At 72.9% G+C, this 26,946-nt stretch carries 27 protein-coding genes; 10 read left to right on the top strand and 17 right to left on the bottom strand.

What is annotated here, in order from left to right:
• Nucleotides 1-79: 79 nt before the first annotated feature.
• Nucleotides 80-1,417: a flavin monoamine oxidase family protein gene (locus ACQXVK_RS14385; RefSeq protein ID WP_430854002.1), complete on the bottom strand. Its 1,338-nt coding sequence runs from the start codon at nucleotides 1,415-1,417 to the stop codon at nucleotides 80-82.
• A gap of 147 nt (nucleotides 1,418-1,564) precedes the next feature.
• Between ACQXVK_RS14385 and ACQXVK_RS14390 the strand changes: the two genes are divergently transcribed.
• The gene (locus ACQXVK_RS14390; RefSeq protein WP_402267878.1) at nucleotides 1,565-3,277 is read left to right on the top strand and encodes an APC family permease; all 1,713 of its coding nucleotides are present in this window, start codon (nucleotides 1,565-1,567) and stop codon (nucleotides 3,275-3,277) included.
• A 99-nt stretch (nucleotides 3,278-3,376) separates the two neighbouring features.
• Here the strand turns inward: ACQXVK_RS14390 and ACQXVK_RS14395 are convergent, their stop codons facing one another.
• The gene (locus ACQXVK_RS14395; RefSeq protein WP_402267875.1) at nucleotides 3,377-3,727 is read right to left on the bottom strand and encodes a hypothetical protein; all 351 of its coding nucleotides are present in this window, start codon (nucleotides 3,725-3,727) and stop codon (nucleotides 3,377-3,379) included.
• Between the two features lie 135 nt (nucleotides 3,728-3,862).
• On the opposite strand from ACQXVK_RS14395, the gene ACQXVK_RS14400 reads away from it, so the two are divergent.
• The 4 genes from ACQXVK_RS14400 to ACQXVK_RS14415 all read left to right on the top strand — a co-directional run bounded on the left by ACQXVK_RS14400 (nucleotide 3,863) and on the right by ACQXVK_RS14415 (nucleotide 6,530).
• Nucleotides 3,863-4,462, top strand: coding sequence for an LppP/LprE family lipoprotein (locus ACQXVK_RS14400; protein WP_430854004.1), 600 nt, complete (start codon nucleotides 3,863-3,865; stop codon nucleotides 4,460-4,462).
• Between the two features lie 44 nt (nucleotides 4,463-4,506).
• The gene (locus ACQXVK_RS14405) at nucleotides 4,507-5,598 is read left to right on the top strand and encodes a YeiH family protein (protein WP_430854005.1); all 1,092 of its coding nucleotides are present in this window, start codon (nucleotides 4,507-4,509) and stop codon (nucleotides 5,596-5,598) included.
• A 93-nt stretch (nucleotides 5,599-5,691) separates the two neighbouring features.
• Complete coding sequence (locus tag ACQXVK_RS14410) at nucleotides 5,692-6,303, top strand: hypothetical protein (RefSeq protein ID WP_430854006.1); 612 nt, start codon at nucleotides 5,692-5,694, stop codon at nucleotides 6,301-6,303.
• Entirely contained in the window at nucleotides 6,303-6,530 is a 228-nt protein-coding gene (locus tag ACQXVK_RS14415) for a helix-turn-helix domain-containing protein (RefSeq protein ID WP_022906813.1), read from the top strand. Before ACQXVK_RS14410 ends, ACQXVK_RS14415 begins: the two co-directional genes overlap by 1 nt.
• 8 nt (nucleotides 6,531-6,538) lie before the next feature.
• Here ACQXVK_RS14415 and ACQXVK_RS14420 read toward each other — a convergent pair whose 3' ends face one another.
• From ACQXVK_RS14420 to ACQXVK_RS14465, 10 genes are all read right to left on the bottom strand, one after another.
• Nucleotides 6,539-7,372: a GntR family transcriptional regulator gene (locus ACQXVK_RS14420; protein WP_430854007.1), complete on the bottom strand. Its 834-nt coding sequence runs from the start codon at nucleotides 7,370-7,372 to the stop codon at nucleotides 6,539-6,541.
• The gene (locus tag ACQXVK_RS14425; RefSeq protein ID WP_022906815.1) at nucleotides 7,369-7,989 is read right to left on the bottom strand and encodes a TetR/AcrR family transcriptional regulator; all 621 of its coding nucleotides are present in this window, start codon (nucleotides 7,987-7,989) and stop codon (nucleotides 7,369-7,371) included. The genes ACQXVK_RS14420 and ACQXVK_RS14425 overlap by 4 nt, the downstream gene beginning before the upstream one ends.
• Nucleotides 7,986-8,609 (bottom strand): isochorismatase family protein, encoded by a 624-nt coding sequence (locus ACQXVK_RS14430; protein ID WP_402267861.1) that lies wholly within the window; start codon nucleotides 8,607-8,609, stop codon nucleotides 7,986-7,988. Before ACQXVK_RS14430 ends, ACQXVK_RS14425 begins: the two co-directional genes overlap by 4 nt.
• A 121-nt stretch (nucleotides 8,610-8,730) precedes the next feature.
• On the bottom strand, nucleotides 8,731-10,188 hold the full coding sequence (locus tag ACQXVK_RS14435; RefSeq protein WP_430854008.1) for an MFS transporter: 1,458 nt from the start codon (nucleotides 10,186-10,188) through the stop codon (nucleotides 8,731-8,733).
• Nucleotides 10,189-10,231: 43 nt separating this feature from the next.
• Nucleotides 10,232-11,878, bottom strand: a complete 1,647-nt coding sequence (locus ACQXVK_RS14440) for an amidase (protein WP_430854009.1) — start codon at nucleotides 11,876-11,878, stop codon at nucleotides 10,232-10,234.
• On the bottom strand, nucleotides 11,875-12,783 hold the full coding sequence (locus tag ACQXVK_RS14445; RefSeq protein ID WP_430854010.1) for a carbon-nitrogen hydrolase family protein: 909 nt from the start codon (nucleotides 12,781-12,783) through the stop codon (nucleotides 11,875-11,877). The genes ACQXVK_RS14440 and ACQXVK_RS14445 overlap by 4 nt, the downstream gene beginning before the upstream one ends.
• Nucleotides 12,780-13,880: a pyrimidine utilization protein A gene (rutA, locus tag ACQXVK_RS14450; protein ID WP_022906820.1), complete on the bottom strand. Its 1,101-nt coding sequence runs from the start codon at nucleotides 13,878-13,880 to the stop codon at nucleotides 12,780-12,782. The genes ACQXVK_RS14445 and rutA overlap by 4 nt, the downstream gene beginning before the upstream one ends.
• A gap of 31 nt (nucleotides 13,881-13,911) precedes the next feature.
• A complete protein-coding gene (locus ACQXVK_RS14455; protein ID WP_430854011.1) occupies nucleotides 13,912-14,949 on the bottom strand; it encodes an ABC transporter permease in 1,038 nt (345 codons plus the stop codon).
• Nucleotides 14,949-16,583 (bottom strand): sugar ABC transporter ATP-binding protein, encoded by a 1,635-nt coding sequence (locus ACQXVK_RS14460; RefSeq protein WP_430854013.1) that lies wholly within the window; start codon nucleotides 16,581-16,583, stop codon nucleotides 14,949-14,951. Before ACQXVK_RS14460 ends, ACQXVK_RS14455 begins: the two co-directional genes overlap by 1 nt.
• The gene (locus ACQXVK_RS14465; RefSeq protein WP_022906824.1) at nucleotides 16,580-17,761 is read right to left on the bottom strand and encodes a sugar ABC transporter substrate-binding protein; all 1,182 of its coding nucleotides are present in this window, start codon (nucleotides 17,759-17,761) and stop codon (nucleotides 16,580-16,582) included. Before ACQXVK_RS14465 ends, ACQXVK_RS14460 begins: the two co-directional genes overlap by 4 nt.
• Nucleotides 17,762-18,533: 772 nt before the next feature.
• Between ACQXVK_RS14465 and ACQXVK_RS14470 the strand changes: the two genes are divergently transcribed.
• Nucleotides 18,534-19,049 carry an NADPH-dependent FMN reductase gene (locus tag ACQXVK_RS14470; RefSeq protein WP_022906825.1) on the top strand — a complete coding sequence of 172 codons (516 nt, stop codon included), beginning with the start codon at nucleotides 18,534-18,536 and terminating at the stop codon, nucleotides 19,047-19,049.
• The gene (locus ACQXVK_RS14475) at nucleotides 19,046-19,549 is read left to right on the top strand and encodes a flavin reductase family protein (RefSeq protein WP_022906826.1); all 504 of its coding nucleotides are present in this window, start codon (nucleotides 19,046-19,048) and stop codon (nucleotides 19,547-19,549) included. The genes ACQXVK_RS14470 and ACQXVK_RS14475 overlap by 4 nt, the downstream gene beginning before the upstream one ends.
• Before the next feature lie 82 nt (nucleotides 19,550-19,631).
• On the opposite strand, the gene ACQXVK_RS14480 is transcribed toward ACQXVK_RS14475, so the two are convergent.
• From ACQXVK_RS14480 to ACQXVK_RS14495, 4 genes are all read right to left on the bottom strand, one after another.
• Nucleotides 19,632-20,708: an ABC transporter permease gene (locus ACQXVK_RS14480; protein WP_022906827.1), complete on the bottom strand. Its 1,077-nt coding sequence runs from the start codon at nucleotides 20,706-20,708 to the stop codon at nucleotides 19,632-19,634.
• Nucleotides 20,705-21,586 carry an ABC transporter ATP-binding protein gene (locus tag ACQXVK_RS14485; protein WP_430854014.1) on the bottom strand — a complete coding sequence of 294 codons (882 nt, stop codon included), beginning with the start codon at nucleotides 21,584-21,586 and terminating at the stop codon, nucleotides 20,705-20,707. Before ACQXVK_RS14485 ends, ACQXVK_RS14480 begins: the two co-directional genes overlap by 4 nt.
• A gap of 136 nt (nucleotides 21,587-21,722) precedes the next feature.
• A complete protein-coding gene (locus ACQXVK_RS14490; protein WP_402267839.1) occupies nucleotides 21,723-22,409 on the bottom strand; it encodes a response regulator in 687 nt (228 codons plus the stop codon).
• Nucleotides 22,391-23,656 (bottom strand): sensor histidine kinase, encoded by a 1,266-nt coding sequence (locus tag ACQXVK_RS14495; RefSeq protein ID WP_430854016.1) that lies wholly within the window; start codon nucleotides 23,654-23,656, stop codon nucleotides 22,391-22,393. The genes ACQXVK_RS14490 and ACQXVK_RS14495 overlap by 19 nt, the downstream gene beginning before the upstream one ends.
• Nucleotides 23,657-23,720: 64 nt before the next feature.
• On the opposite strand from ACQXVK_RS14495, the gene ACQXVK_RS14500 reads away from it, so the two are divergent.
• On the top strand, nucleotides 23,721-24,059 hold the full coding sequence (locus tag ACQXVK_RS14500) for a YciI family protein (protein WP_430854017.1): 339 nt from the start codon (nucleotides 23,721-23,723) through the stop codon (nucleotides 24,057-24,059).
• Here the strand turns inward: ACQXVK_RS14500 and ACQXVK_RS14505 are convergent.
• Nucleotides 23,965-25,212 carry an MFS transporter gene (locus ACQXVK_RS14505; RefSeq protein WP_430854018.1) on the bottom strand — a complete coding sequence of 416 codons (1,248 nt, stop codon included), beginning with the start codon at nucleotides 25,210-25,212 and terminating at the stop codon, nucleotides 23,965-23,967. The two genes, ACQXVK_RS14500 and ACQXVK_RS14505, sit on opposite strands and share 95 nt — an antisense overlap.
• A gap of 23 nt (nucleotides 25,213-25,235) precedes the next feature.
• Here ACQXVK_RS14505 and ACQXVK_RS14510 point away from each other — a divergent pair, with 23 nt between their 5' ends.
• Both ACQXVK_RS14510 and ACQXVK_RS14515 read left to right on the top strand, forming a co-directional pair.
• On the top strand, nucleotides 25,236-25,826 hold the full coding sequence (locus tag ACQXVK_RS14510; protein ID WP_402267828.1) for a TetR/AcrR family transcriptional regulator: 591 nt from the start codon (nucleotides 25,236-25,238) through the stop codon (nucleotides 25,824-25,826).
• 117 nt (nucleotides 25,827-25,943) lie between these two features.
• Nucleotides 25,944-26,837: an alpha/beta hydrolase gene (locus ACQXVK_RS14515; RefSeq protein WP_022906834.1), complete on the top strand. Its 894-nt coding sequence runs from the start codon at nucleotides 25,944-25,946 to the stop codon at nucleotides 26,835-26,837.
• Nucleotides 26,838-26,946: the final 109 nt, after the last annotated feature.

The raw sequence follows: 26,946 nt of genomic DNA on the forward strand, positions 1-26,946 counted from the left end.
GCCCACCGCCGGCCCATCGCCGGACTGTCGTGCCGGGACGAACCCCTCGTCCCGGCGTGCGCGACGATCCTCGCACACGTCACCCGGCGGGGGTGTCCGCCCAGAGCCGGTCGATCGGGACGTCCTGCCCGAGCACCGCGACGGCCGCGCGGTGCCCCGAGTACAGCGCTCCGGCCACCGTCGCGGGGTCGAGCGTCCACGTCGCCTCGCCCGCCAGGTGCACGCGCCCCGCGATCGGTGTCGCGAGGTCGTCGTGGTCGTCCGTCGTCGACCCCGGCAGCATGTGCGCGTACGAGCCCCGGGCGAACGGGTCGTCCTGCCACGCCGTGACGAGCACCGAGGTCGGGGTTCCCACGGCATCGCCGTACAACCGGCGGAGCTGCTGGAGCACCGAGTCCGCGACCTGCTCCGTGCTCCAGCCGCGGATCGCCCTCGCGGCGGGCCCGGCGGCGAAGGTGAGCAGCGTCGGGACGCCGTCGAGCCGCGTCAGGTCGTACCAGGAGTGCCACCGGTGCCCGGCCGGTCCGAGCTGCCGGATCGCGTAGACGTCCTCGTCCCAGAACCGCTCCGGGAACCGCAGGACGACCTTCTCGAAGGCGTTCATCCGCAGTCGTCCGAGTGCTTCGCGGTGGCGTCCGGGCAGCGGCGGCTCGAGCACCAGGTCACCGGCCTGCAGCACCCCGACCGGGACCGTCACCACGACGACGTCGGCGTGGACGGTGCCCCGGCTGCTCGTCACGACGACGCCGTCGTCGCCGTGATCGACCCGCGCGACGACGTGTCCGAGCCGGACGTCGAGCCCCGCCGCGAGGTGCGCGGGCAGGGCGTCGTACCCGTCCGGGAACACGACCTCGTCGCCCGCGATCGTGTCGTCGTCGAGCCCGTGCGCGGCGAGTTCGTCGCTCGCGACCCCGTACTGCTCCTCGCTCCGGTGCTCGAGGTGCTCGCGCACCCGCTCGGCCCGCTCGGCGTCCCACCCCTGTGCCGCGACGGCCCGGGCGACCACGTCGCGGTACGAGTCGTCCGGAGCGGACCGCTCGATCTCGTCGACCAGGTCGCGGTCGACGGTGTGCACGTCGGCGGCGAACCGGGCGGCTGCGCCGGCGTCGAGCCGACGGCCGTCCGGCCCGTGGTACGCGATCGGCCGGCTGTCGACCTGGTACCCGCCGACCGTGAACTCGACGGTGCGGATCCCGAACGCGGCGACGGCGTCGGCGACCGCGTTGTCCTCGACGCCGTGGATCCACGACGCGCCGAGGTCGGTCACGAGCCCGTCGGTCCGGTCGGTGTGGACGCGTCCGCCGATCCGGTCCCGGGCCTCGAGCACGACGACCCGACGCCCGGCCCCGGCGAGCAGCCGAGCGGCGGTGAGTCCGGCGACGCCGGCACCGATCACGACGACCTCGGTCTCCTCCATGCTGGTGCTCCTCTCGGGACTGGATCAAGATTGACACAGCCAGGTGCGGAAATCGTCGCCAGGGTCTAGTTTCAGTGCTCGTATCCACAGAGTCGTGGAGCAACGGCGACGGTTTCCGTCGCCCGCCATCGAGAGAGCGTGGTGGTCATGCGAGACGAACGGGTCGTGACGGTGTCGACCGAGACGGTCGGTACCGAGAAGGGGCTGCGTCCGGGAGCCATCGGGCTGGTGGGCAGCGTCGTGATGGGCATCTCGTCCACCGCGCCCGCCTACAGCCTGGCGGCGAGTCTCGGACTGGTCGTGGCGAGCGGCGGTGCCCTGCTGGCCGGGGTGAAGGCGCCGGCGATCATGCTGCTCGCGTTCATCCCGATGTGGATGATCGCGGTGGCCTACCAGGAGCTCAACCGCGAGGACCCCGACTGCGGCACGACCTTCACGTGGGCGACCCGCGCGTTCGGTGCCGTGACCGGCTGGCTCGGCGGGTGGGGGATCATCGCCGCGGACGTCATCGTGATGGCGAACCTCGCCCAGATCGCCGGCTCGTACGGGTACTCGTTCGTCGGCGTCCTGACGAACGACCCGGCGATCAGCGCCCTCGGGAACAGCACGCTGTGGTCGACCGTGGCCGGGGTGGCCTGGATCGCGATCATGACGTTCATCTGCTACGTCGGCGTCGAGGTGTCGGCCCGCCTGCAGTACGTGCTGCTCGGCGTCGAGGTGCTCGTCCTGGTGATGTTCGCGGCCGTCGCGCTCGTCCGGGTCGCCACCGGCAACGGCGTCGAGGGCTCGATCACCCCGTCGCTGTCGTGGCTGTGGCCGAGCGGCATGGACTTCGGGTCGGTCATCGCGCCCGCCATGCTCACGGCGATCTTCATCTACTGGGGGTGGGACACGGCCGTCTCGCTCAACGAGGAGACGAAGGACCCGGAGAAGACCCCCGGTCGCGCGGCCGTCATCAGCACGGTCCTGCTCCTCGTCATCTACGCCCTCGTCTCGATCGCGGCGATCGCGTTCGCCGGCGTCGGCACGAAGGGCATCGGCCTCGGGGCCCAGGGCAACGCCGACGACGTGTTCTCGGCGATCGGCCCGGCGCTCTTCGGCAACTCGTTCCTCGGGCACGCGGCGATGGCGCTGCTGTCGTTCTCGATCCTCACGTCGGCGTCCGCCTCGACGCAGACCACGATCATGCCGACCGCCCGCACCTCGCTCTCGATGGCGGTCTACAAGGCCCTGCCGTCCCACTTCGCCCGGATCCACCGCCGCTTCCTCACCCCGACCTGGTCGACCATCGGGATGGGCGTCGCGTCGATCGGCTTCTACGTGCTCTTCACCGTCATCTCGACGAACCTCCTCACCGCCCTGATCGGCTCCGTCGGTCTGATGATCGCGTTCTACTACGGGCTCACCGGCTTCGCGTGCGTCTGGGTCTACCGGCGTACGCTGTTCAGCACGGTCCGGAACTTCGTCATGCGGGGCCTCGTCCCGCTGCTCGGCGGGCTGACCCTCGCGGTCACGTTCGTCTACGGCCTCGTGCAGTTCGCCCAACCCGACTGGCTGCAGGGCGACGACGGGAAGGACGTCACGATCCTCGGCATCGGTGCCGTCGCCGTCGTCGGTGTAGGTGCGATCCTCATCGGGGTCGTGCTGATGGTCGTCTGGTGGGTCCGGTCGCCGGACTTCTTCCGGGGGCGGACCCTCACGAGCACGAGCAACATCCTCGTCCTCGACGTCCCGGGTGCCGTCCCGGAACCGACCGTCATCGCACCCGACTTCTCGAACCTGCCGACCGGCAGCATCGCGGTCGACGAGGAGACCGGCAAGCGGTTCCGCCGCACGAGGTCGCGGCGCGACGACGACTGAGGTCGCGCGCCGGGGCGATCGCGGCCTGCACCGCGACCGGTGACGGACGGGAGGCGCGGTGCCAGCCGGCACCGCGCCTCCCGTCCGTCGTCCGTGCGGTCAGAGGCGGTGGGACCGCCGGCGGCCGAGGACCGCGTCGAGCACGCGGGCGAACCGCGGACGCGGGCGGACGGGCTTCGTCTCGATCGAGCGGGTCGGGGCGCGGAGCGCGAGGTCGTGCAGCATGTTCCGCTTCGAGCCGTCCCAGTTCGCGAACAGGTACGCGCCACCGAGGAACGACAGGCTCCGCACCGGCGTGCGCTTCCACGAGTCGGCTGCGACGTAGTACCCGGCGTGGCCGGCGTGGATGTGCTGGATCACGGTGTCGACGTCGATGACGCTGGTGGTCGTCACGACGGCGGTGATGCCCGTTCGGTCACGGGCGACGTACTCGATGAGGTGTTCAGACACGCGGGCTCTTGGTCGGGTCGTGGGCCCGTCGGGGTCGGGGAGTACGACACGACGAGGCATGGCCGGAATCGTCGTTGCTCCCGAATCCAAGAATACGCCGAGAATGCTGCGCGCGGCGAGGAGGAACCTGACCGGATGCGCACGCTGCACACCACCGGGGGGATCCTGTTCGCCGCCGTCCTGGCCGTCGTCCTGGCCGGGTGCAGCGGCGGGGAGGATGCGGACCCGACCGCCACGACGACCCGCACCGTGACCGCGACGCCGACGGCCGTGGCGGAGAGCCCGTCGTCGACGCCGTCGTCGACCCCCACCCCGACGCCGACCTGCGGTCCGTCGAGCGGTGCCGAGGCCGCTGCCGGCCCGATCGCCGACCTGCCGCTGCCCGCCGGGCTCGAGGACGCGAGGTGGGACGCGGCGAACGCCGACACCGCGGGGTACGACGCCTGCGCACCGCTGTCCTGGGTGACGGTGAGCGTCGAGCGCGCCACCGGCAGCTCGCCCGTCGCGATCCTGCTCTTCCACGACGGCCGGTACCTCGGCACCGCCACGAAGGAGCAGTACGGGTTCGTCCCCGACATCAGCCGGACCGACGCGTCGACCATCGCGGTGACCTACCACTACGCGAAGCCCGACGAGACGACGGCCGAGGAGAGCGGCCGGACGAACGCGACCTTCCGGTGGGACGAGGCCGCGGGGCGCGTGGTGATGACCGGGCAGACGCCGCCGGAGGGCTGACCGCGAAGCGCGCGCCGCCGCCGGGTGCTGCCATGCTGGACGCCATGCCGTTCCTCCGCACCGTCTGGCCCGGTGTCGCCCTCGCCGTGCTCATCGGACTCGCCGCCACCGTCGTCGGCCGCGAGGTCCCGGTCGTCGGCGGTCCCGTCCCCGCGGTGGTGCTCGGCGCACTCGTCGGCTGGCTCGTGCGTCGGCGTCGGCAGCAGGAGGTCGGCGGCCCCGCGTCCGGCACCGGCGCGGCTGCCGGTGGGGACCTCGGCGTCCTCCAGCCCGGCGTGAAGTTCGCGTCGAGCCGGGTCCTGCAGCTCGCGGTCGTCCTGCTCGGCGCACAGCTCTCGATCGCCGAGGTGCTCCGGATCGGCGGCGAGACCCTGCCGGTGATGCTGACGACCCTCGTCGTGTGCCTCGCCGCCGCGTGGGGGATCGGTCGGCTGCTCCGCGTGTCCGGTGCGCTCCGCACGCTGATCGGCGTGGGCACCGGGATCTGCGGCGCATCGGCGATCGCGGCCGTGACCCCCGTGATCGGCGCGGTCAGTGCCGACGTCGCCTACGCGATGTCGACGATCTTCCTCTGCAACATCGCGGCCGTGTTCGTCTTCCCGCTCGTCGGGCACGCGCTCGGGCTGTCGCAGCACGCCTTCGGTGTCTTCGCGGGGACCGCGGTGAACGACACCTCGTCGGTCGTCGCCACGGCGACGGTCTACGGTCGCCAGGCGACCGACACGGCCGTGGTCGTGAAGCTGGTCCGGACGCTCATGATCATCCCGATCGTCCTGGGGCTGGCCGGCCTGGAGGCGCGGCGCACCTCCCGTGCGCAGCAGGCGTCCGCCGACGGCCAGGGTCGCGCCGGGGGCGTCCGCGGAGCCGGCGTGTTCCGCCTGGTCCCGTGGTTCCTCGTCGGCTTCCTCGTGGTCGTGCTCCTGCGCACCGTCGGGGTGCTGGCGGCCGCTGCGGCCCCGGGGTTCTCGACCGCCGCGACGTTCCTCATCACGGTGGCCCTCGCCGCGATCGGCGTCTCGACGGACTTCGGCGCACTCCGACGGGCGGGGTTCCGACCGATGCTGCTCGGCATCGCGCTGTGGGTGCTCGTCGCGGGCACGAGCCTCGGCGCGCAGGCGGTGTTCGGCCTCCTCTGACGGGTCCCCTGCCGGGCCTTGCCCCGATCTGACCCATCGTTTATCGTTGCTATCGATGTTCGATGGTATCGATGATCGACAAGGGAGAAGGACATGAGCGTACCCGTCTACGAGCCGCCGCGGGGCTCGCGGTCCTACCTCGCCTACGTCGTCGCGTGCGCGGTCGGCGTCGCGTGGGTCGTGTGGTGGTACGTCGCGGACCTCGTCCACTCGGTCCGCGACCGTGTCGTGACCGTGCCGGTGCGCATCGAGCCGACGACCCGGGTCCCGCAGCCGCCGGGGGGCGCGACGGTCCAGGCGACCGAGCTCACGATGCGCGTCCGGACGACCGACGTCCCGGCCGGGGCCCTCGGGTTCATCCGCGTGGGGGACGCCGTCGAGGTGGTCGCCGTCGCGGCCCTCATCGCCGCCGTCGCCGCGGTCGCGTGGCAGATCAGCCGGGGCGGGCTCTTCGACCGTCGGACCACGCGGCTGCTCGACTGGGCCGCCGGGCTCACCATCGTGGCCGGTCTCCTGCCGGACTTCGTTCGCCGGATGGGCTGGAACTGGGTGGTCGCCGGGCTCGGGTGGGACGGCAGGCTCCCCACGCCGCTCGTCGACCCGCAGTACGTGCCCGTCTACCTCGGCGTGCTCCTGGTGACCTGCTTCCGGTTCGCCCTCACCGCGTCGCAGCGGATGGTGCGCGACCAGGCCGGACTCGTCTGATGCCGCCGGAGGAGGACGGCCACCGGGTCGTCTGCCACCTCGACGACCTGCTCGTCGCCCGTGGGATGTCCCTGACCGAGCTCGCGGACCGGGTCGGCGTGACCGTCGTGAACCTGTCGGTGCTGAAGAACAACCGGGCCCGGGCGATCCGGTTCTCGACGCTCACCGCCCTGTGCGAGGCGCTCGACTGCCAGCCGGGCGACGTGTTCTCCGTGCGACGGTCCTAGCCGACCGGTCACACCACCCGCGAGTCGATCACCGCCCGGTCGCCCCGGTACCGCGAGAACCCGTACTCCACCGGGGTGCCGTCGGCCAGGCACATCAGCCGTTCGATGTGGAAGATCGCCTGACCGGGGTCGATGTCGAGCAGGTCGGCGGTCCACTGGTCCGCGTTCACCGTGCTGAGCAGGAGCCGACGGGCGACCGGCCGCTGCCCGACCCGACGGACGAGCACGTCCGGCACGTACTCGGTGAGGGGCTCCGACACGAGGTCCGGGAACCGCTCGCGCGGCACCCAGCTCGTCCGCACCCGGCTCGGTTCCCCGTCGAACGAGATGAGGCTCTCGACGAAGTACGCCGCGCTGCCGTCCATCTCGAGGTTCCGCCGCACGGTCTCCGGTGCCGGGACGAGCTGCACGCACAGGTGCACGATGCTCAGGCGGGGCGAGTCGAAGATGCTGCCGCCGGCGGTCTCGCCGTAGATCGTGACCTCCTCGGTGGTGCGGGCGAGGCTCACCGAGGCCACCGGGCGCACCCCGAACGTGCCGGAACGCGGGGCCCGGGTGAGCAGCCGCTGTTCCTTGAGCAGCGTCAGTGCCGCGCGCAGGACGTTCCGTGTCGTGCCGTACAGGTCGAGGAGCTCCCACTCGTACGGCAGCGGTCCGGCGAACCGACCGGCGACGATGTCGGCGCGGATGAGGTCGGACACCTGCCGGGCCGCGTCGGAGCGTCGGTTGAACCCGATCCAGTGCCCGGGCGCGACGTCGCCGACGCCCATGTCCGTCCACGGCAGCACGGGACGGCGTTCCGTCGGCTCGTCCAGCCGGTCGTCCGGCGCGACGTCGGTCACGAGACCACCCCCACGGTCGTGGTGTCGCCGGTCCACCCGGCCCACCGGAGGAACTCCCGGGCGAGACGCACCGGGTAGTCGGGTGCCTGGATGTCGATGGACACGAACACCCGGCGGTAGAAGGTCGGGCCGCCCAGCAGGTCGACGGCGATCCCGAGGTCGACGTCCGGCCGTAGGTCGCCGGCGTCCATGGCGCGCTGCAGCATCGCGTTCACCCGGACGCGTCGGTCGAGGTGCCACGCGGCGACCGCCTCGGCGACCCGGGGCTCGTGCGAGGCAGCCTCCACGATGAGCGGAAGCGCCCGTCCGACCGGGGTCGCGACGAGCGCGTGCACCCAGCCGCGCGTGAGCCCGAGCACGCCCTCGTCGATCGGCGCGTCGAGTTCCGTCGGGATCGTCTCCTCCATCAGGCGGATGACGGTCTCGGTGAGGAGCACGTCCCGGCTCGGCCACCGCCGGTAGATCGTCGCCGCCCCCACCCCGGCGGCGTCGGCCACCGCCCGGATCGTGAACGCCCGCGGGTCGCCCTCGGCGAGGATCGCCACGCACGCCACGTACACGGCCTCGTCGACCGCCGCACTCCGCGGCCGTCCGCGGACCGGTGCCGCGGTGCTCACGCGGCGCTCCAGTGCGCGAGCACCCGGTCGATGCCCCAGACCTCGCCGATCTTCGCCTGGATGTCGAACAGGTTCGCCTCGTGCACGCTCGGCAGCCGGTCGCCGACGGCCTCGCGCACGACGATCGGCACGAACCCGTGCTGCATCGCGTCGGTCGCGGTCGCCCGGATGCAGCCGCTCGTCGACAGCCCGGCGATGAACAGCGTGTCCACCCCGCGGGCCACGAGGTCCGCGGCCAACGAGGTCCCGAAGAACGCACTCGGGTACTGCTTCGGCACCAGGGTGTCCCCGTCGACCGGGGCGAGCCCCGCGATGAAGGCGCCCGTCGAGGTCCCCGGCAGGTAGGCGGCGAGCGCGGGCACCTTCCGGAAGAACACCCCGGCGTTCGACCCGTCGGCCGACAGCGCCATCGTCGTGACGGCGACGTGCACGCCGGCCGCCCGCGCCGCCCGGGTGAGCTCGCGCATCCGCTCGACGGGTTCCTCGACCCCCGCGTACAGCCCGCACGCCGGGTCGACGTAGGCCCGGACCGGGTCCACGACGACGAGCGCCGCCCGCCGGCCGGGTTCGAGGGCGCCGGTGTACCCGGCCGAGGCGTAGTCGTCGTGGTCGTCGCTCATGCGGTCCTGCTTCCGTCGTGCGTGGGGCGGTGGTCGTCCTGGAGGCGCGGTGCGGCCCCGTCGGGTCGGCCGCCGCTCCGGCGGCCGGTGCGGACGGAGCGGCGCGCACGCGTCGCGGCGGTCATGCGGTCGTCCCCGGCCCGGGGACGGGGCTCGACGTGCCGGGCCGGAGCGGCGCCTCCCGGTCCGGTGGTCCGAACGGACCGAACGCGACGATGAGCGCACCGACGACCGCGCACCCGGCGAAGGTGAGCGCCGCCGCGCGGACCCCGTCGACGAAGGCCTGGACGTCGGTCGCCGGCAGGCCGAGCAGGCTGCCGTCGTAGGCCGCGGCCTGCTGCGCCGCGGACAGGCCGCTCGTGGCGATCGCCAGGCCGAGCGCCGTCGAGAACAGGAAGCCGGCGTTCTGGAGCGCCGACCGGATGGCGTTCGCGATGCCCCGGCGGTGCTCCGGCACCCGGGTCATCAGCGCCGATGTGCTCGGGGTCATGAACACGCCGGTGCCGACGCCCACGGCACCGAGTCCGACGGCCGTGACCGCGTAGTCGCCGTCGTCGGCGAGGGAGCCCGCGAGGACCGCCGCGCCGACCGCGATGAGGAGCATGCCGATGGTCGACAGTGTCCGGGCCGGCACCCGCCGGGCGAGGACCCCGGCGCTCGCCGCGGCCACCGTCGTGCCGATCGGGGTCGGCAGGACCCAGAGGGCGGCCTCGACGGCGTCCTTCCCGGAGACCGCCTGGAACGACAGCGACGCCAGCAGCACGAGCGCGTAGCTCGACAGCGCGCACAGTCCGGCGGCCGAGAACAGCGTGATGGTCGCCCGGTCACGGAAGATCGCCGGGTCGACGAGTGGGTGCGCCACGCGGCGCTGGGTCCACACGAACACGGCGCCGAGCAGCACCGCGCCCGAGGCCATCGCCACGGCCGGCGTCGCCGCCCACCCGGCTGAGCCGCCGACCGACACGGCACCGACGAGCAGGCCGACCGCCGCGACGGACAGCAGCGAGCCGGGGACGTCGAGGCGCTCGCCGGAGCGTGGGCGGGCCGCTCGGGGGATGAGCCGCAGGGACCACACCAGGCCGGCGAGCGAGATCGGGATGCCGCCGAGGAAGATCCAGCGCCAGCCGAACGACTCCGCGACGAGGCCGCCGACGACCGGGCCGATGACCTGCCCGACGGCGGCGACGGTGGCGTTCAGCCCGAGGCCGAGCGACAGGATCGACTCCGGGAACACGTCGGTGAGGAGCGCGGTGGTGTTCGTCACGATGGCGGCGGCACCGACCCCCTGCACGAGTCTTGCGGCGAGCAGGACGGCGGCGTCCGGCGCGACCCCGCACGCGAGCGAGGCGAGGAGGAAGACGAGGATGCCGGCGATGTACAGCCGACGGCGACCGACGAGGTCCGCGATCCGGCCGAACACCAGGATGAGCGTCGTGGTGGTGAGCATGTAGCTCAGCAGGACCCAGCTGGACTGCAGGGCGGTGGCGTCGAGGTCGCGACTGACGTCGGGGAGGGCGACGAGCAGGGCGCTCGAGGAGATGAAGACGAGGACGACGCTGAGGCTCGAGGCGCAGAGCACCTGCCACGCGCGTCGGCGGGCGCCGCCCTCGTCCGTGGTGCGGTTACTGATCGGTCGACCCTCTCGTGGCGGATGCGGGCGGCACCCGGTGGTGGTGGTCGGTGACGGCCTGGAACGCCGCGGCGGCGGACAGCACGAGCCGGTCGTCCCACGGGCGCGCGACGAGCTGGACCCCGACCGGCAGCCCGTCCGGCGCGGTCCCGGCGGGCATCATGAGCGCGGGGAAGCCGACGTAGTCGAACAGCCGGGTGTTCCGGGGGACGACGTCGTGCAGGTTGTACGGCACCCCGTCGACCGACATCGTGAGGTCGTCGAGGCGCGGCGCGGTGGCGCCGATCCCCGGCGTCAGCACGACGTCGACGCCGGCCTCGTCCATCCGCCGGACCATCGCGGCCTGCACGAGCGGACGGCGACGGAGGGCACGGAGGTAGTCCGCGGCCGTCGGCGTGAACGCCACGTCGAAGCGCGCCCGGGTGCCGGCGTCGAACAGGTCGGCGGTGTCGGCGTTGGCCTCCTGGTTGGCGGCGAGCTCCCCGTAGAAGACGGTCCAGCACTCGGCGTCGATCGCCTCGAGGTCGTCGAACTCGATCGGCACGATCGTCGCCCCGAGGCCGCGGAACCCATCGATCGCGGCCGTGTGCGCGTCGAGCACGGCGCCGTCCACCCGTTCGGTGAACCAGCCGCGCGGGACGCCGATGCGGAGTCCGACGACGCGGTCCGGCGCGGCCTCGACGAGCGGGACCGCGGTGTGCGTCGTCGGGTCCTCGCCGTCGCCGCCGGCGATGACGGCGAGTACGAGCGCGAGGTCCTCGGCCGTGCGGGCCATCGGGCCGACGTGGTCGAGGGTCCAGGACAGGCTCGCGACGCCGGTGCGGGGGACGAGGCCGTACGTCGGCTTGATGCCGGTCGTGCCGCACAGCGCCGAAGGGACCCGGATGGAGCCGCCGGTGTCCGACCCGAGGGCGAGCGGCACGATCCGCGCGGCGAGCGCCGAGCCGGAGCCGGTCGACGACCCGCCCGTCCACCGCTCGGGGTCCCACGGGTTCCGGACCGCGCCGTACCGGGCGTTGTGCGGGCCGCCGCAGGCGAACTCGGTCGTCGCGGCCATGAACACCGGGATCGCCCCGGCGGCACGGAGTCGTGCCACGACGGTCGCGTCGGCGGGGGCCACGCGGTCGCCGGTCTGCAGCGACCCGCTCGTGACGACCGTGTCGGCGACGTCGATGATGTCCTTCACCGCGAACGGGATGCCCTCGAGCGGACGGGCGTCGCCCGCGGCCCAGCGCCGGGTGGACTCCGCCGCTGCCTGCTCGGCACCGTCGACCGGTCGGAGGACCGCGTCGGACCACACGGCGTCGCTCGTCCAGTGCGGAGCGAGGGCGGCGACGACCGCGGTGGGGGTGGTGGCGCCGTCGCGGTAGGCGGCGAGGAGCTCCGTGACGCTCGCGGCGGCGGGGTCGGACGCGGTGTCCGTCGTCGCGCGGACCGGTGCGGCTGGTGTCGGCGCGGCGGGTGCCGGCGCGGCGTCGACCGCCGCCCCGAGGAGCCGGGCGAACAGCGCGTGGCTGTGGCCCGGCTCGGCGGGGAGCGACGACGGCGCGGCCGGGAGCGGGTTGGCGCGGCTGTCCCGCAGCGCCTGCTCCAGCTGGGGCGCGATCGTCCCGCGCACGACGGCGAAGACGTCCGTCACGCCGGCACCGCCGCCGCGTGTGCATCTGCGAGGTAGCGGAACACGCCGGCTTGCCGGTCGCGGCCGAGCGGGAAGTCCGACCGGGCTGCCGCCACCTCGGCGACGTCGAGCGTCGCCCGGACGATCGGCCCGGCCTCGTGCGCCGGGGCGGAGACCACGAGCTCGCCGCGGGGCGACACGACCGACGATCGACCGAAGTAGCTCACGGTCTTGCCGTCGACGGTCTCCTCGCCGCCCCGGTTCGGGGCGACGACCCAGGTCTGCGTCTCGAGGGCGCGCACCTGCAGCTCCTGCGTGAAGAGCGTCTCGCGGAAGCCCATCGAGGAGACGAGCACGAGCATCACCTCGGCGCCGGCCGCACGCGAGGCGAGCCAGTACTCGGGGAAGCTCCGGTCGTAGCAGATGAGCATGCCGAACCGGGTGCCGAGCGCGTCGAACACGACCGGCCCCGACCCCGGCGCGAAGTAGTGCTTCTCGTCGACGTCGGAGATCGCGTTCGTCGGGATCGACGTCTTCCGGTAGGCCGGCACGCGGTCGCCGTGCACGTCGGTGCCGTGCACGAGGGTGCCGTCCGCGTCGATCAGGACGGCGCTGTTGTACTGCGCGTCGCCGGCGTCCTCGTAGAGGCCGAAGGCCACCGCGGTGCCGAGTCGCTTCGCGGCCGCGGCGAACCGGGCCGTCGCCGGACCGGGGACCGGCTGCGCCCATGCCTTGCGGGTGTCGTTCCGGACGCCGCAGAAGTACGGCGTCGTGGTGAGTTCCGGGAAGACGACGAGGTCGGCGCCCGCCGCTGCCTGTTCGAACAGGGCGAGGAGCTCGTCGAGCGCCCGGTCGTGGTCGGCGGGGATCTGCCCGGCCTGCACGACCGCGACCTCGAGGACCGGCGCCGTGGTGTCGGCCGTCATGCGGTGACCGCGCTCGGTGCGGAGGAGACGACGCCCTCGCGGGTGCGCATGAGCGGCTGGATCTTCGTGCCGAAGTCGTCCATGCCCTGCAGGAAGTCGTCGAACACGAGCATGATGCCCTTCGTGCCCTCGACCGCGGCGGCCTCGTCGAGCATCGCCGCGACGCGCTCGTACGAGCCGACGAGCGTGCCCATGTTCATGTTCACGGCGCCCTCCGGGAGCGAGATCCGCTTCGCGGTGTTGCCGTCCTCGCCGTTCGTGTCGGTGAGCGCCTGCCCGGTCATCCAGGCGATGGCCTCGACGTCCACGCCGTCGCTGTAGCGCTGCCACTTCTCCTGCGCGGCCTCGTCGGTCTCGTCGGCGATGACCATGAAGAGGACGTACGAGCCGACGTCGCGGCCGGTCTTCGCGCGGGCCTCGAGGAGCGCCTGGTTCTGCTCGGCGTACGCGGTCGGGGTGTTCACGCCGACGCCCATCGAGAAGTTGTAGTCCGAGTACTCCGCGGCGAAGGCCATGCCCTGGGACGACTGGCCGGCCGAGACGATCGGGATGTGCGACGTCGGCTTCGGGAGCATCCGGCAGTCGTCCATCTGGAAGTACTCGCCCTGGAAGTTGCTGACGCCGTCCTCCCACAGCTCCTTCATGACCTGCATGTACTCGGTCTGGTACGCGTAGCGGCGCTTGAAGTGCACCTCGTCGCCCGGCCAGAGCCCCATCTGGTCGTACTCCGCCTTCTGCCACCCGGCGACGAGGTTCAGCCCGAAGCGTCCGTGTGAGATCGAGTCGATCGTTGCGGCCATGCGGGCGGCGATCGCCGGCGGGATGGTCAGCACCGCGGTGGTGGCGAACAGGCGGATGCGCTCCGTCCGTGCGGCGAGCCCGGCCATCAGGGTGAAGGACTCGAGGTTCTCGTCCCAGAACCCGCTCGGACCGCCGAAGCCGCGCAGCTTGATCATCGACAGGGCGAAGTCGAAGCCGTACGACTCGGCCTTCTGCACGATCTCGAGGTTGAGGTCGAACGACGGCTTGTACTGCGGCGAGGTGGTCGAGATGAGCCAGCCGTTGCTGCCGATCGGGATGAAGACTCCGATGTCCATGGGGGACTCGCTTTCTGTGTGTGGTGGAGGGTCAGGACTGCTTCGCGGCGGCCTTGGCGGCGCTCGCGACGGCGTGTCGACGGATGGTCTGGGAGACGGCGACGGCGACGATGAGCGCGCCGCCGTAGAACAGCTGCTGGACGAAGTTGTCGGCGCCGAGCATCTGCAGCCCGACGACGCCGGAGAACAGGAAGTACACGGCGATGAACGTGCCGATGGCGTTGAAGCGCCCGGGGATGATCGCGGTCGCCCCGAGGTAGCAGGCGGCGAACGCGGGGAGTAGGAACGACTGTCCGCTCGACGGGTCCGCCCCACCGAGGGTGCCGGCGTAGACGACCCCGGCGACCGCGGCGGTGAAGCCGGCGCCGACGAACGCGCCCACCCGGAGCCGACGGACGTTCAGACCGGAGAGCTCGGCGACCGTGCGGCCGGTGCCGACGAAGAGCAGACGGCGGCCGACGGGCGTGGCGCTCAGGACGACGAGGACGACGACCGTCGCGACGAGCCCGTACACGAACGCCAGCGGCAGCCCCGCGAGCCCGCGCCAGCCGACCGTGGCGTTCACGAGCGCGGCGTCGATCCCGGTGACCGACGAGGACGCGCTCATCCACTGGACGATGCCGATCATGAACGTCGAGGTGCCGAGCGTCACGATGAACGAGTCGATCCGGAACGCCACCGTCAGGAGCCCGTTCACGAGCCCGACGACGACGCCGATCGCCAGGCCGACGAGGATCGAGGGCACGAGCGGCACGTCCATCTTCGCGTTCAGGACGGCGATCGCCATCGCGGAGAGCGACATCGTCGAGGCACCGGACAGGTCGAACTCACCGGCGGTCAGCGGGAAGAGGAACCCGAGCGCCAGGATGAGCAGCACCGACTGCGACCCGAGGATGTTCTGCAGGTTGCCGAGCGTCGGGTAGGTGTCCGGCAGCGCCACGCTGAACGCGATGACGATGACGAGCCAGGCGCCGAGCAGCGCGTACCGCTCGGTGTGCCCCCACGAGAAGCGCGGGCGGGAGGGACGGACGATCGAGGTCTCGAGGACGGGTTCGGCGGTGGTGGACATCAGGCGGTCTCCTTGACGGGGGAGGAGTCGACGGGGGAGGAGGGGGCGGGATCGACGAGGCTCGCGACGACGGCCGCCGCGATGACGTCCCGGTCGATCCGGTCGCCGGTGAGGACGTCGTGGACACAGCCGTGGGCGAGGACCACGACGCGGTCGCACATCTGGGCGAGCTGGTCGTAGTCCGTCGAGGCGCAGAGGATCGGGACGCCCTGGTCGGCCCTCCGTCGGAGCATCGAGAAGATCGCCGCGCGGGCACCGACGTCGATGCCCTGCGTCGGCTCCTGGAGCAGCACGAGGGTCGGGTCGTCCTGCATCCACTTCGCGAGGACGGCCTTCTGCTGGTTGCCGCCGGAGAGCGTGCCGAACAGCGCCGACGGGTCCGCCGGACGGACGTCCCAGTCGCGGACGAGTCCCTGGACGTGCGACCGCTCCCGTGCCGGCGAGAGCCCGAGCACGCCCCGGAGCTTCCCGAGGACCGGCAGCGTCACGTTCTGCTCGACGGACAGGGTCAGGGCGCCGCCCTCGCGCTTCCGGTCGGCGGGGACGTAGACCACGCCCCGGGCGACGGAAGCAGCCGGGGTGGTCCCGCCGACCTCGACGGTGGTGCCCCGCAGCGTGAGCGAACCGCTCGCCGCCCGCGCGCCGTACAGGCCGGGCAGCACGTCCTCGACGCCGGAGCCGGCGAGTCCGGTGATGCCGACGACCTCGCCGTCCGCGACGTCGAACGAGAGTCCGTCGACGACACCGGCACGGAGGTCCCGGACCGACACCACCGCGTCGCCCGTGGTCGCCGGACGCGGGCTGCGGGCGGCCGCCGTGTCGAGACCCCGTCCGACGATGAGCGAGACGAGCTCGTCGGCCGTCGTGGTCGCGGTGTCGCGGTGCGCCTGGACCCGACCGGCACGGAGCACCGTGACACGATCGGCGTGCTCGAGCACCTCCGACATGTCGTGCGAGACCAGCAGCGCCGACGTGCGACCGTCGGACACCAGGTCCTTGACGACGCGGAAGAGCAGGTCCGCGTCCTCCTTGGGCAGGAACACCGTCGGCTCGTCGAGGACGATCAGGGCGCGGTGCTCGCCCAGCTCGGCGACGGCCCGCAGGATCGCGACGAGTGCCTTCTGCGTGTCGGTCAGCTCGTCGATCCGGGCCCGCGGGTCGATGTCCACCCCGTACCGGGCGAAGAGCTCGGCGGCCGCCCGGTGCTCGGCGCCCCAGCGGACGAATGGCCCGCGGCCGGCGACGACCGTGGCGAGCCGGAGGTTCTCCGTCACGCCGAGCGACGGCACCAGCGCGAGGTCCTGGTGCACGAAGCTGATGCCGACGCGGCGGAAGTACCCGGGGGGCACGGGCAGGGGCAGGCGGGCGCCGCGGACCTCGATCGTCGCCCCCGGGTCCGGCGCGTACGTGCCGGAGAGGATCTTGATGAGGGTCGACTTGCCGGAGCCGTTCTCGCCGAGCAGCGCGTGGACCTGGCCGGGACGGACCTCGAGGTCGACGCCGTCCAGCGCGGTCAGGCCGCCGAACCGCTTGGTGAGCCCGCTGATCCGCAGGACCGGTGCGGTGACCGTACCGGCGTCGGCGACCGCAGCGTGCGCTGCGGGGCCGAGCCGTGCCTCCCGGGTGGCGCTCACTTCGCCGGACCCCAGATCGCCTCGTAGCCGGACTTGTAGGCGTCGCCGTAGCCCTTGCTCGGTGCCGGCGGCGTCCCGGCCTCGTCGACGTTGTCCTTCGTGAAGACCTTGAGCGGCGTCTTCTCGTCACCGTCCTCGACGATCGGGGTGTCGGTGAGGACGCGGCCGGCCTGGTCGAGCGTGGCGTAGGCGAGCCACTCCATGTTCTCGCCGATGTCCATCGTCATGACGTTCCCCTGCTGCAGGATCTTCATGACCGCGGGCGTCCCGTTGTACGAGGACGTGAACACCTGACCGGTCTTGCCGGCCGCCGTCACCCCGGCCTCGACGAAGAGGGCCATCGAGTCGTACACGGGCAGGACGTAGTCGAGGTTCGGGTCGGACTGGATCGCGGACTGCACGGTCGACGAGATCTTCGTCGCCCAGTCGGCCACCGGCACGTTCGTCACCTTCACCTTGCAGCCGGAGCAGTACTGGTCGAACTCCTCCTGCATGGCCTTGACGATGCCGTCCGACGGCGGGACCTCGGACGAGGTGATGATGAGCACGTCGCCCGCGCCCTTCGTCTCCTTGATCGCCCAGTCGGCGTTGAGCTTCGCGGCCTCGTGGAACGGGGCCGTGACCTGCGCGGCGACGAGCGGCTGCAGCTGGTCGGGGAGCGACTCGCCGGTCTGGTAGGTGTGGCTGATCAGCACCGGGATGCCCGCCGCCTTCGCCCGCTTGAGCGCCGGCACGATGAGCTCGCCGTTGACGCCCTGCGCGAGGACGATGATGTCGGCCTTCCGGCTGATCGCCTGGTCGATGCCGGCGGACTGCTCGGTCGGGGTGCCCTGGTTCGTGTACTCGATCCACTTCGCGCCGTACTGCTCGGCGAGCTGCTGCCCCGCCTCGTCGACGGACACGATGAACGGCACCGCGGACGAGTTCGGGATGTTGAAGATCGTCTTGCCGGCGATCTTCGACATGTCGAAGGGCTTGCCCTCGAAGGTGAACTCCGGGTCGACGCTGGCTGCCGTGATCTGGCTGGAGGCGTGCTCGACCCCGGCGGAGTCGTCCGCCGAACCGGTCGAGGCGGTCGAGGTGGCGGAGCAGGCGGACAGGAACAGCACGCCGGAGAGCGCGGCGGCCAGGACCGCGGGTCGGACGAGCCTGGTTCGGGTGGGTGCGGGGGACGACATCGGTCGAGGACCTCCAGGACGTGGTGCGGGGACGGGTGACGGGTGCGGGTGCTGCGGGGACGGGTGACGGGTGCGGGTGCTGCGGGGACGCCGAACACCCCGCGGCGCGGGGTGGGGTGGGCGTGACGGCGAGGGGCCCGGTCACGGCACGGGATGTGGGAGAGCGCTCCGCCGGCGGCGATGCGTCGTGGGTGACGGGGCCGCTCCGGTGGGGCTGATGCGAATGTAACGGGCTGTGGACGGCCGAGGGGGCCCGCGGGGTAACGGTCCTGTTAGGCGTTTGTTTCGCCGGTGTTAGGCCACCGACACGGCACGCTCGACGACCCGCCGCGGGGCGCCGTTCCGGGCCGGCCGTTCCCGCCGCCCGCACCCGGATCGGCGCGGATCCGCGCGATCACGCGGCGGCGACGCCCGGGCGAAACACCCCGGACGCACCCGCGCCGACTTCCGGTAACGCGTCTCTCACAAGTCGGCGCTCCCGGAGGCGACCGAGGCTGGCGGAATGCGCGGAACCGGCCCGCACCGCCGCCTGCTGACCAGGACATTCCCCGTCGCGTCGCCTGGGGCGCGCTGGCGTAACCCACCCGACACGACGGCGCCACGGAGGCGAAACGAACGACGGATGGACTGCACTCGCACCCCGTCGCCGACCACCCCGTCGCCGACCATCCCTCCCCGACCACCCCGCCCCCGACCACCCCGTCGCCGACCACCCCGCCCCCGACCACCCCGCCCCCGACCACCCCGTCCCCGACCGCAGGAGCAGCACACGATGATCACCACCGTCGTCGCCGGCAACCCCAAACCGGCATCACGGACGCTCGACGCGGCCACCGTCGTGCTCGAACGGCTCACCGGCCGTGCGCCGGACCACGTCGTCGACGTGATCGACCTCGGCCCGGGCCTGCTCGGCTGGGGCGACGACGGGGTCGCCGAGGCGGTGCGCACCGTCGCCGCGTCGGACCTCGTGGTCGTCGCCTCGCCCACCTTCAAGGCGACCTACACCGGCGTGCTCAAGCTGTTCCTCGACCAGTTCGGCACCGGGGACGGACTCGCCGGGGTCACCGTCGTCCCGCTCATGCTCGGCGCCGGGCCCGCACACGCCCTCGCCCCCGAGGTCTTCCTCAAGCCCGTGCTCGTCGAGCTCGGCGCGACCGTCCCGGCCCCGGCCCTGTACCTCAACGACAAGCAGTACTCCGAGCCCGCATCGACCGAGGTCTGGCTCGCCCGGTGGCGTGACGTCGTCCTCGGTGCGGCCGCGAGCCTCCAGGAAGGAACCCGCTCATGATCAGCCCCTACTCGCCCGAGGCGCCCGACCTCACCGCCCTCCGCCAGGCCTTCTCCGGCTTCCCCTGCGGGGTCGCCGCGCTCGCCGCGGTCGTCGACGACGAGCCCACCGTGCTCGTCGCCTCGTCCTTCACGGTCGGGGTGTCCCAGGACCCGCCGCTCGTGATGTTCGCGGTGCAGCACACCTCGTCGACGTGGCCGGTCCTGCGGGAGGCCGGCACGATCGGCGTCTCGATCCTCGGCGAGGGGCACGCGCAGGTCACCCGGCAGCTCGCGTCGAAGGACCGGTCGGTCCGCTTCGTCGGCGTGGAGACCACGGTCTCCGAGACGGGCTCGGTGTTCCTCGAGGGTGCTCCGATCTGGCTCGAGTGCGCCGTCGAGCACACCTACCCGGCGGGGGATCACGACATCGTCGTGCTCCGGGTCCTCGGGCTCATGTCGGACTTCGCGCACAGCCCGTTGGTCTGGCACCGCTCCGCGTTCGCGACGCTGAGCGCCTGAGCGTCGGCGGTCGGACGGGAGGCGCGGTGCGGGTGAGCAGATCCGCTCACCCGCACCGCGCCTCCCGTCCGGTGCTGCGGCGTCAGCCGCGGAGGGCCTCCGCGAGCTTCACGCGGCCGCCGGTGCGCAGCAGTGCGTTCTCGTAGATCCGGGCGCCGACGAGCACGACGACGACGACCGAGGCCGCCACGACGAGGAGCGACAGGATCGGCTCCCACCACTCGACCGTGCCGAGGAAGATCCGCATCGGCATGCCGATCGCGGCGCTGAACGGCACGTAGGACATCACGCCCAGGATCGTCGGGTTGCTGTACGCGACGATGATGAGGATGTACGGGATCATCACGAGCATCATCACGGGGGTGGTGACGCTGCCGACGTCCTCCTGGCGCGAGACGAGCACCGCGGCCGCCGCGAACAGCGAGGCCACGAGCACGAAGCCGATCGCGAAGAAGCCGACGAACCAGAGCATGCTCGGGCCGAGCACCGTGAACATGTTGTCCTGACCGGTCACCGCGAGCGTCACCGCCGCCGCGATCGCCACCGCGACGATCTGCGCGAAGGCCATCACGCTGTTGCCGAGCACCTTGCCGGCGAGGAGCGCCCGTGCCGGGATCGCCGCCATCAGGATCTCGACCACGCGGGTGGACTTCTCCTCGACGACGCTCTGGGCGATCGACTGGCCGAACGTCACGGCGGAGGCGAAGTACACGACGCCGAAGGCCAGCGCCACGATGTAGATCAGCCCGCCGGGGATCGCGCTCGGGTCGAGGAGCTCGACGCGGGGCGAGACGCTCAGCGCCTGCACGACGTCGGTCGGCGCGTCGTCCAGTCCGACGACGCGGTAGCCGAGCGGGTCGTCGGACGGCAGGACCGCCGCGTCGACGTCACCGCTACGGACGAGTCGCTCGGCCGCGGCCGTGGTCGGCGCCTCGGTGACGTCGAGCCCCCTGCTGGTCGGCAGGTCGACGCCCGTGACGACCGCCACGGGGGTGGTGTCGCCCGACGTCGCCTTGCCGACGATGCCGCCGACGACGATCGACGCGACGACCATGAGGACGAGGATCAGGGCGGAGACGACGAACGCCTTGCTGCGCAGGCGGGCCTGGATCTCGCGCGCGGCGACGAGCCGCACGGACGCAACGAACGAGGAGTTCATCGGACGACCTCCCGGAAGACCTCGCTGAGGCGCGGTACGCGCGGCGAGAACGACCCGACGGTGCCGTGCTGGACGGCACGCTGCAGCACCCGCTGCGCGGTGGCGTCGTCGGCCTCGAACACGGCGTAGCCGCCGTCGAACTCGCGGACGGTGACCCCCGCTTCGTCGCGGAGCCAGGCGACGTCGCCGTCGACGAGCAGCTCCCACGCGGCGGGCCCGGCGTGCTTCCGCAGCTCCTCCTGCGGGCCGGCGGCGCGGATCGTGCCGTCGGCGATCACGACGACGTCGTCGCAGAGTCGTTCGACGACGTCCAGCTGGTGGCTCGAGAACAGGACCGGCACGCCGCCCGCCGCCGACTCGCGCAGCACGGCGAGCACGACGTCGACGGCCATCGGGTCGAGGCCGGAGAACGGCTCGTCGAGCACGAGGACCTCGGGGTCGTGGGCGAGTGCCGCCGCGACCTGCACACGCTGCTGGTTGCCGAGGGACAGCTTCTCGACGGCGTCGGTCGCGTGCTGGGTGAGCCCGAGGCGGTCGAGCAGGTCCGTGGTGCGGTCCGTGGCGGTCCGCTTGTCCACGCCGTGCAGCCGGGCGAAGTACGTGATCTGCTCGGCGACCGGCATCTTCGGGTAGAGGCCGCGCTCCTCGGGCATGTAGCCGAAGCGGCGGCGGTCGGCCGGACCGATCACCGAGCCGTCGATGGACACGGTGCCGGCGTCGGCCTGGAGCACGCCGAGCAGGATCCGCATCGTGGTGGTCTTGCCGGCGCCGTTGCCGCCGACGAATCCGGTCAGGCGTCCGTCGCCGACCGTGAACGTCACGTCGTCGAGCACGCGGCGGTCACCGTACTGCTTGGTCACCCCGTCGATGGTGAGCATCTCGTTCCCCTCTCGTGGCGGTTCAGTCCGCCTGCGTCGACGCTATTGCGCGCGGTGCGACGGGCGCCTCCGGCTGGCGACGGGGATCGGAGCACTGCGGCCTCCGCCGCGTGGGGGAGCGCGGGGCGGCGGGGGACTAGGCGGGGGTTCCGGCCACGCCGTGCTCGAAGGCCCAGACGACCGCCTGGATGCGGTCACGCAGTCCGAGCTTCTGCAGCACGTTCGACACGTGGGTCTTCACGGTCGCCTCGCCGACCCACAGCTCCGTCGCGATCTCGGCGTTGCTCAGGCCGCGCGCGAGCAGCCGGAGGACCTCGGTCTCACGCTCGGTGAGCCCCGCGGTCTGGACGGCGTCCTCGCCGTGGCCGTCCGCGGCCGCGGGCGCCGCCGGCCCCGAGGTCGCGCGGCTGATCACCCGGCGGGTCACGTCCGGGGCGAGCAGCGCGTCACCGGCAGCGACCGTGCGGACGGCGTCGATCAGCCGTTCGGGGGAGGCGTTCTTCAGCAGGAAGCCGCTCGCCCCCGCCTCGAGCGCCTGGAAGAGGGCGTCGTCGTGGTCGAACGTCGTCAGGACGAGCACGGCAGGGGGCTCCGGGAGCGCGGCGATCCGGCGCGCCGCCTCGAGCCCGTCGACGTTCGGCATCTGCACGTCGAGGCACACCACGTCCGGTCGGTGCGTCCGGACCGCCTCGACCGCTTCGGCGCCGTCAGCGGCCTCGCCGACGACCCGGAAGCCCGGTTCGGACTCGAGGATCACGCGGAAGCCGGCCCGGACGAGGTCCTGGTCGTCCGCGAGCACGATGGTCAGGTCGTCGGCAGCCATGCCCGCACCAGGAAGCCTCCCCGGGCGCGCGGCCCGATCTCGATCCGTCCGCCCACCGCGGCGACGCGTTCGCGCATCCCCACGTGGCCGAGTCCGCTGCCCGCGGTGTTCCGCGGTGCCCGGTCGCCGTGGCCGTCGTCGGTGACCTCGACCTCGACGCCGCCGTCGAGGTACCGGACCCGGACGTCCGCCCGGGCGCTCGGACCAGCGTGCTTGAGGACGTTCGTCACCGCTTCCTGCGCGATCCGGTACGCGACGGCGGACACCGTCGGCGGGACGGCACGGGTGGAGCCGACGACCACGTACTCGGTCGGGTGGCCGGCCGTGCGGGCGGAGTCGGCGAGCTCGCCGATCCGGGCGAGCCCCTCGGTGCTCGGCGCGGCACGGTGGTCGTCGCCGAGGTCCCCGTCGGCCCGCAGGGTGCCGAGCATCCGACGGAGCTCCTCGACGGCGGTCCGGGCGCTCTGCTCGACGACGCCGAGCGACGCCGTCGCCTGCTCGGGGTCGTGGCCGATCACGCGGCGCGCGGCCCCGGCCTGCACGCCCATCAGGGACACGTGGTGCGCCACGACGTCGTGGAGCTCGCGGGCGATCCGTACGCGCTCGATCGTGACCGCCTGGGCCGCGCTGCGCTCCCGCTCGGCGGCGAGCTCGGCGGTGCGGAGGTCGAGTTCGTGCTTCGCCACCGCGGACGCCCAGGCCCGGTTGCCGGCGTACCAGGCAGCGCCGAAGTAGATGACGTTGATCACGATGTTGAGCAGGGAGAGCGCGATGTACGGCGGGATGAGTCCGCCGTCGTCGTTCGGCAGCGCGTTCGGCACGGCCCACCCGAAGGCGATCGCGACGAACAGCCACGCGAACATGCCCCCGATGACCACCCACCGCACGACCTCGGCGCGGACCCGGTCCGAGCACCACGCGCCGACCGTGTAGAGCGCGATGAACAGCGTGAAGTTCACGAGGAAGAGCTCGGGCACGTGCAGGATCTGCGTCGCCGCGAACGCGAGGGCCGAGACGACCGCCATGGTCATCGGCCAGCGACGGCGGAACGCGACCGGCGCGGCGTTCGCCACGATGAGCAGGCCCGAGACCCACCACGCCGCCTGGTCGTCGCCGTAGGTGCCGGCCGAGCCGTACAGCATCGTCGTGATCGTCAGGCCGACGCCGAGCACGACCGCGAGCAGGGCGTCCTGCCGGTGTTCACGGCGCCCCACCGGCAGCCGTGACCACTCCGCCGCCGTCCCCATGGGCACCACGGTAGCGGGTGCGGTGGTCGGAGTAGCCTGCGGTCAACCGAACAGGGGAGACGCCGTGCAGTTCCTCGTCAACGTCATCGACGACGGGCAGGCCGAGGCCGCCGGTCGGACCGCGTCCGCGACACGGGCCGAGGCGGACGCGGTCGACGCGCTCAACGAGCGGCTCGGCGATGCCGTCGTCTTCGCGGCCGGGGTGTCGGCCCCTTCGGACGCCGTCGTGGTCGATGCCCGTCGTGCCGAGCCGACCACCGTCCCGGGGCTCGTCGGGGACCCGGCCGAGTTCGTCGCCGGGTTCTGGGTCATGGACCTGCCGGACGCCGAGGCCGCGCTGCGGGTCGCACAGGAGGCGTCGGTGGCGTGCAACCGGAAGATCGAGCTGCGCCCGCTGCTCTGACCCGGGCACCGAGCACGGCGCAGACGGCCGTCACGAGCGCCCCGGCCCCGAACGTGCCGGGCGACCCCAGCGGCTCGACGACCGCTCCGGCTGCCGCGGCACCGCCGGCCTGGCCGAGGACGAGCGCCACGAAGAGCACCGCGGTGCCCGCCGAGGACCGCTCCGGGTCGATCTCGGTGGTCCACGCGATCAGGGCCCCGGTCGCCGCGGTGTACCCCCAGCCGAACACGGCGCACGCGACGAGCGCCACGGGCGTCCACTGCGGCACCGTGCCGAGCGCCAGCACACCGAGGGCGACGGCGACACCGGTGAGTGCCCACTGCGTGCGGGCGTGGAGCCGACTCGTCCACCGGGCGGTCACCACGACCGCGGCGCCGCCCACGCCGAGCGCGATCCACGCGGACACCGAGACGGCGACCGGTGCGCCGGCATCGACGAGCACCGAGCGGCCGTAGGTCCACACGACCGCCGACCCGGCGCCGAAGAGCAGGGCGAGCACGAGGACCGCACGGTGCGCCCTCCACCACGCCGGGTCCGGCCCCGCGGCCGGGGTCCGCTCGGTGCGGGTCCGCCCGTCGGCCCCCGTCCGGCGGGGCGGCCACGAGGACGCGAGGAGGACCGCCCCGACGACCAGGGTCGCGATGCCGGACCACGTCCACGCGGTCCGCCAGTCGGGCAGGAGCGCGAGCGCGAGGACGCCCGCGGCGACGAGGCCGGGGCCCGTCCCGGCGTTCACCACGGTCTGCGCTCGGCGCTGCGCCGGCTGCGGCACCAGGGTCGTCACGAGACTGACGAGCGCGGGCGATGCCAGCCCCGCGCCCGCCGAACCGACGACGGACGCGATCGCGAACGCCGCGGGGGCGCCGGCCGCAGCCATGCCGAGTGCACCTGCGCCAGCCACGGCGGCGGCGATCGCCACGAGGACCCGGGGCACGCGGCCGGCACAGCGGTACCCGACCACGGCGCCGACGCAGTACAGCGCCGAGGCTCCGGACGAGACCCACCCCGCAGCGTCGGCGCGTAGCCCGAGGTCCCGCTGGACGTCGGGCAGGAAGAGGCCGTAGGCCAGCCGGACCAAGCCGTACGTCGCGGCGATCAGACCGAGGCCGCTCCCCACGAACACCGACTCTCGTAACGAAAACGATCGTTTCACTTTTGAGAGCCTAGGGTGCTCTCATGGCGATGCGTCCAGGAACCGAGCGGAAGCTGCTCGACGCCGCCGAGGAGCTCTTCTTCTCGCAGGGCATCGCCGCGACGCCCATCGACGCCGTCCTCGAGCGCGCGGGGATCTCGAGCGCCACGCTCTACCGCGGGTACGCCAGCAAGGAGTCCCTCGTGGCCGCTGCCCTCGGTCGCCGGCACGACGACTGGCTCGCGACGTGGGACCGGGCCGTCGCGGACGCGTCGGACGACCGGGGCCGTCTGCTGGCGGTCTTCGACGCGCTCGACGCGTACCGGTCCACCGCAGCGGGCTCGCGGTGGTGCGCGTTCCTCGGCACTGCCGCCGAGTACGTCGACGCCCCGTCCGACGTCCGCGCGGTCCTCGACCACGAGACCGACACCCTGCGTCGACGCCTGACCGCGTCGGCCGAGCCCGTGGTCGGCGCACACGCCGGGGCGCTCGCCGAGCAGCTGCTGCTCCTCGTCTCGGGGTACCTCGCGATGCGCCTGCGCGAACCCGGCCTCGGGACGGGTACCGCGCGTGCCGTCGCCGACGCGCTCCTCGGGTCGGCGGAGCGACCGGTTCCTGCGCGACTTCACACCTGACGTCCGCGTGTACCCGAGGTGCTCCGGCGCCCGACTCGGTAGCTTGCCCGGTGTGCAGCGGACCTCCCCGACCCTCGTGACGACGTGCGTGCCCCAGGGCGACGCCGGCCCCCGCGCATGAGCGGCTCCCGTGCAGCCCGGATCACCCGCCGCTCGCTCATCGTCGGTGGGGCCGCGGTCGTCGCGGCGGGCGCCGCGGCCGAGGCCGTGAACCTCCGGCTCCTCCCCGGCCGGTCGACCATGTACCGCGTACTCGGCCTCGACGGTCCCGCGGGAACGGTCCCCGACGTCACCCCGGTGCCGACCGTGTCCGGATCGTTCACGTCCCGCGCCCGGAAGGGACTCGAGGTCGGCTGGACGATCGCCGCGCCGCGGTCCGACGACCCCCTGCCGATCGTGGTCGCCCTGCACGGGTACGGCGACGACCACGCGGACTTCTTCGGTTCCCACCTCGGCTACGACCGGTTCCTCGCCGCGCACGTCGCGGCGGGCGGGACGCCGTTCGCGATCGCCGCGGTCGACGGCGGCAACCGGTACTGGCACCGTCGTGCCGACGGCGACGACCCTGCCGCGATGGTCGTCGACGAGTTCCTGCCCCTGCTCGCCCGCCGAGGCTTCGACACCGCGCGACTCGGGCTCACCGGCTACTCGATGGGCGGCTACGGCGCGCTGCACCTCGCCGGCGGTCTCGGCGCGGAGCACGTGCGCGCGGTCTCCGCGATCAGCCCTGCGCTGTGGCGGTCGGCGGGGGAGACGGCACGGGGCGCGTTCGACGACCCCGCGGACTTCGCCGCGAACACCGTGCTCGGCCGACAGGCATCGCTCGACGGCGTCGCGGTCCGGGTCGACTGCGGCACCGGCGACGGGTTCGAGCCGGCCGTGCAGACGTACGTCGACGGCTTCGCGACGGCACCGGCCGGCGGCTTCGAGGCCGGCGGCCACACCTCCGCCTACTGGCGGCGCCTCGCGCCGGACCAGCTGCGGTTCCTGGGGCGGCACCTGCAGGCCTGACCCGCACCGACGGCGGACGGGAGGCGCGGGTCGGGCCCGCACCGTCCCTCCCGACCGCCCGTCGGTCCGGTCGAGGGCCCTTCCCGTCACGGCGTTGACCGTTCCGGTT

The sequence above is a fragment of the Curtobacterium sp. AB451 genome, assembly GCF_050585845.1.
GTDB lineage: Bacteria > Actinomycetota > Actinomycetes > Actinomycetales > Microbacteriaceae > Curtobacterium.

Excerpts from the sequence above, each read along its gene's own strand:
- ACQXVK_RS14385 (WP_430854002.1), bottom strand. The coding sequence starts at position 1,417 with ATGGAGGAGACCGAGGTCGTCGTGATCGGTGCCGGCGTCGCCGGACTC.
- ACQXVK_RS14390 (WP_402267878.1), top strand. The coding sequence starts at position 1,565 with ATGCGAGACGAACGGGTCGTGACGGTGTCGACCGAGACGGTCGGTACC.
- ACQXVK_RS14400 (WP_430854004.1), top strand. The coding sequence starts at position 3,863 with ATGCGCACGCTGCACACCACCGGGGGGATCCTGTTCGCCGCCGTCCTG.
- ACQXVK_RS14405 (WP_430854005.1), top strand. The coding sequence starts at position 4,507 with ATGCCGTTCCTCCGCACCGTCTGGCCCGGTGTCGCCCTCGCCGTGCTC.
- ACQXVK_RS14410 (WP_430854006.1), top strand. The coding sequence starts at position 5,692 with ATGAGCGTACCCGTCTACGAGCCGCCGCGGGGCTCGCGGTCCTACCTC.
- ACQXVK_RS14415 (WP_022906813.1), top strand. The coding sequence starts at position 6,303 with ATGCCGCCGGAGGAGGACGGCCACCGGGTCGTCTGCCACCTCGACGAC.
- ACQXVK_RS14430 (WP_402267861.1), bottom strand. The coding sequence starts at position 8,609 with ATGAGCGACGACCACGACGACTACGCCTCGGCCGGGTACACCGGCGCC.
- ACQXVK_RS14445 (WP_430854010.1), bottom strand. The coding sequence starts at position 12,783 with ATGACGGCCGACACCACGGCGCCGGTCCTCGAGGTCGCGGTCGTGCAG.
- rutA (WP_022906820.1), bottom strand. The coding sequence starts at position 13,880 with ATGGACATCGGAGTCTTCATCCCGATCGGCAGCAACGGCTGGCTCATC.
- ACQXVK_RS14455 (WP_430854011.1), bottom strand. The coding sequence starts at position 14,949 with ATGTCCACCACCGCCGAACCCGTCCTCGAGACCTCGATCGTCCGTCCC.
- ACQXVK_RS14465 (WP_022906824.1), bottom strand. The coding sequence starts at position 17,761 with ATGTCGTCCCCCGCACCCACCCGAACCAGGCTCGTCCGACCCGCGGTC.
- ACQXVK_RS14470 (WP_022906825.1), top strand. The coding sequence starts at position 18,534 with ATGATCACCACCGTCGTCGCCGGCAACCCCAAACCGGCATCACGGACG.
- ACQXVK_RS14475 (WP_022906826.1), top strand. The coding sequence starts at position 19,046 with ATGATCAGCCCCTACTCGCCCGAGGCGCCCGACCTCACCGCCCTCCGC.
- ACQXVK_RS14480 (WP_022906827.1), bottom strand. The coding sequence starts at position 20,708 with ATGAACTCCTCGTTCGTTGCGTCCGTGCGGCTCGTCGCCGCGCGCGAG.
- ACQXVK_RS14485 (WP_430854014.1), bottom strand. The coding sequence starts at position 21,586 with ATGCTCACCATCGACGGGGTGACCAAGCAGTACGGTGACCGCCGCGTG.
- ACQXVK_RS14490 (WP_402267839.1), bottom strand. The coding sequence starts at position 22,409 with ATGGCTGCCGACGACCTGACCATCGTGCTCGCGGACGACCAGGACCTC.
- ACQXVK_RS14495 (WP_430854016.1), bottom strand. The coding sequence starts at position 23,656 with ATGGGGACGGCGGCGGAGTGGTCACGGCTGCCGGTGGGGCGCCGTGAA.
- ACQXVK_RS14510 (WP_402267828.1), top strand. The coding sequence starts at position 25,236 with ATGGCGATGCGTCCAGGAACCGAGCGGAAGCTGCTCGACGCCGCCGAG.
- ACQXVK_RS14515 (WP_022906834.1), top strand. The coding sequence starts at position 25,944 with ATGAGCGGCTCCCGTGCAGCCCGGATCACCCGCCGCTCGCTCATCGTC.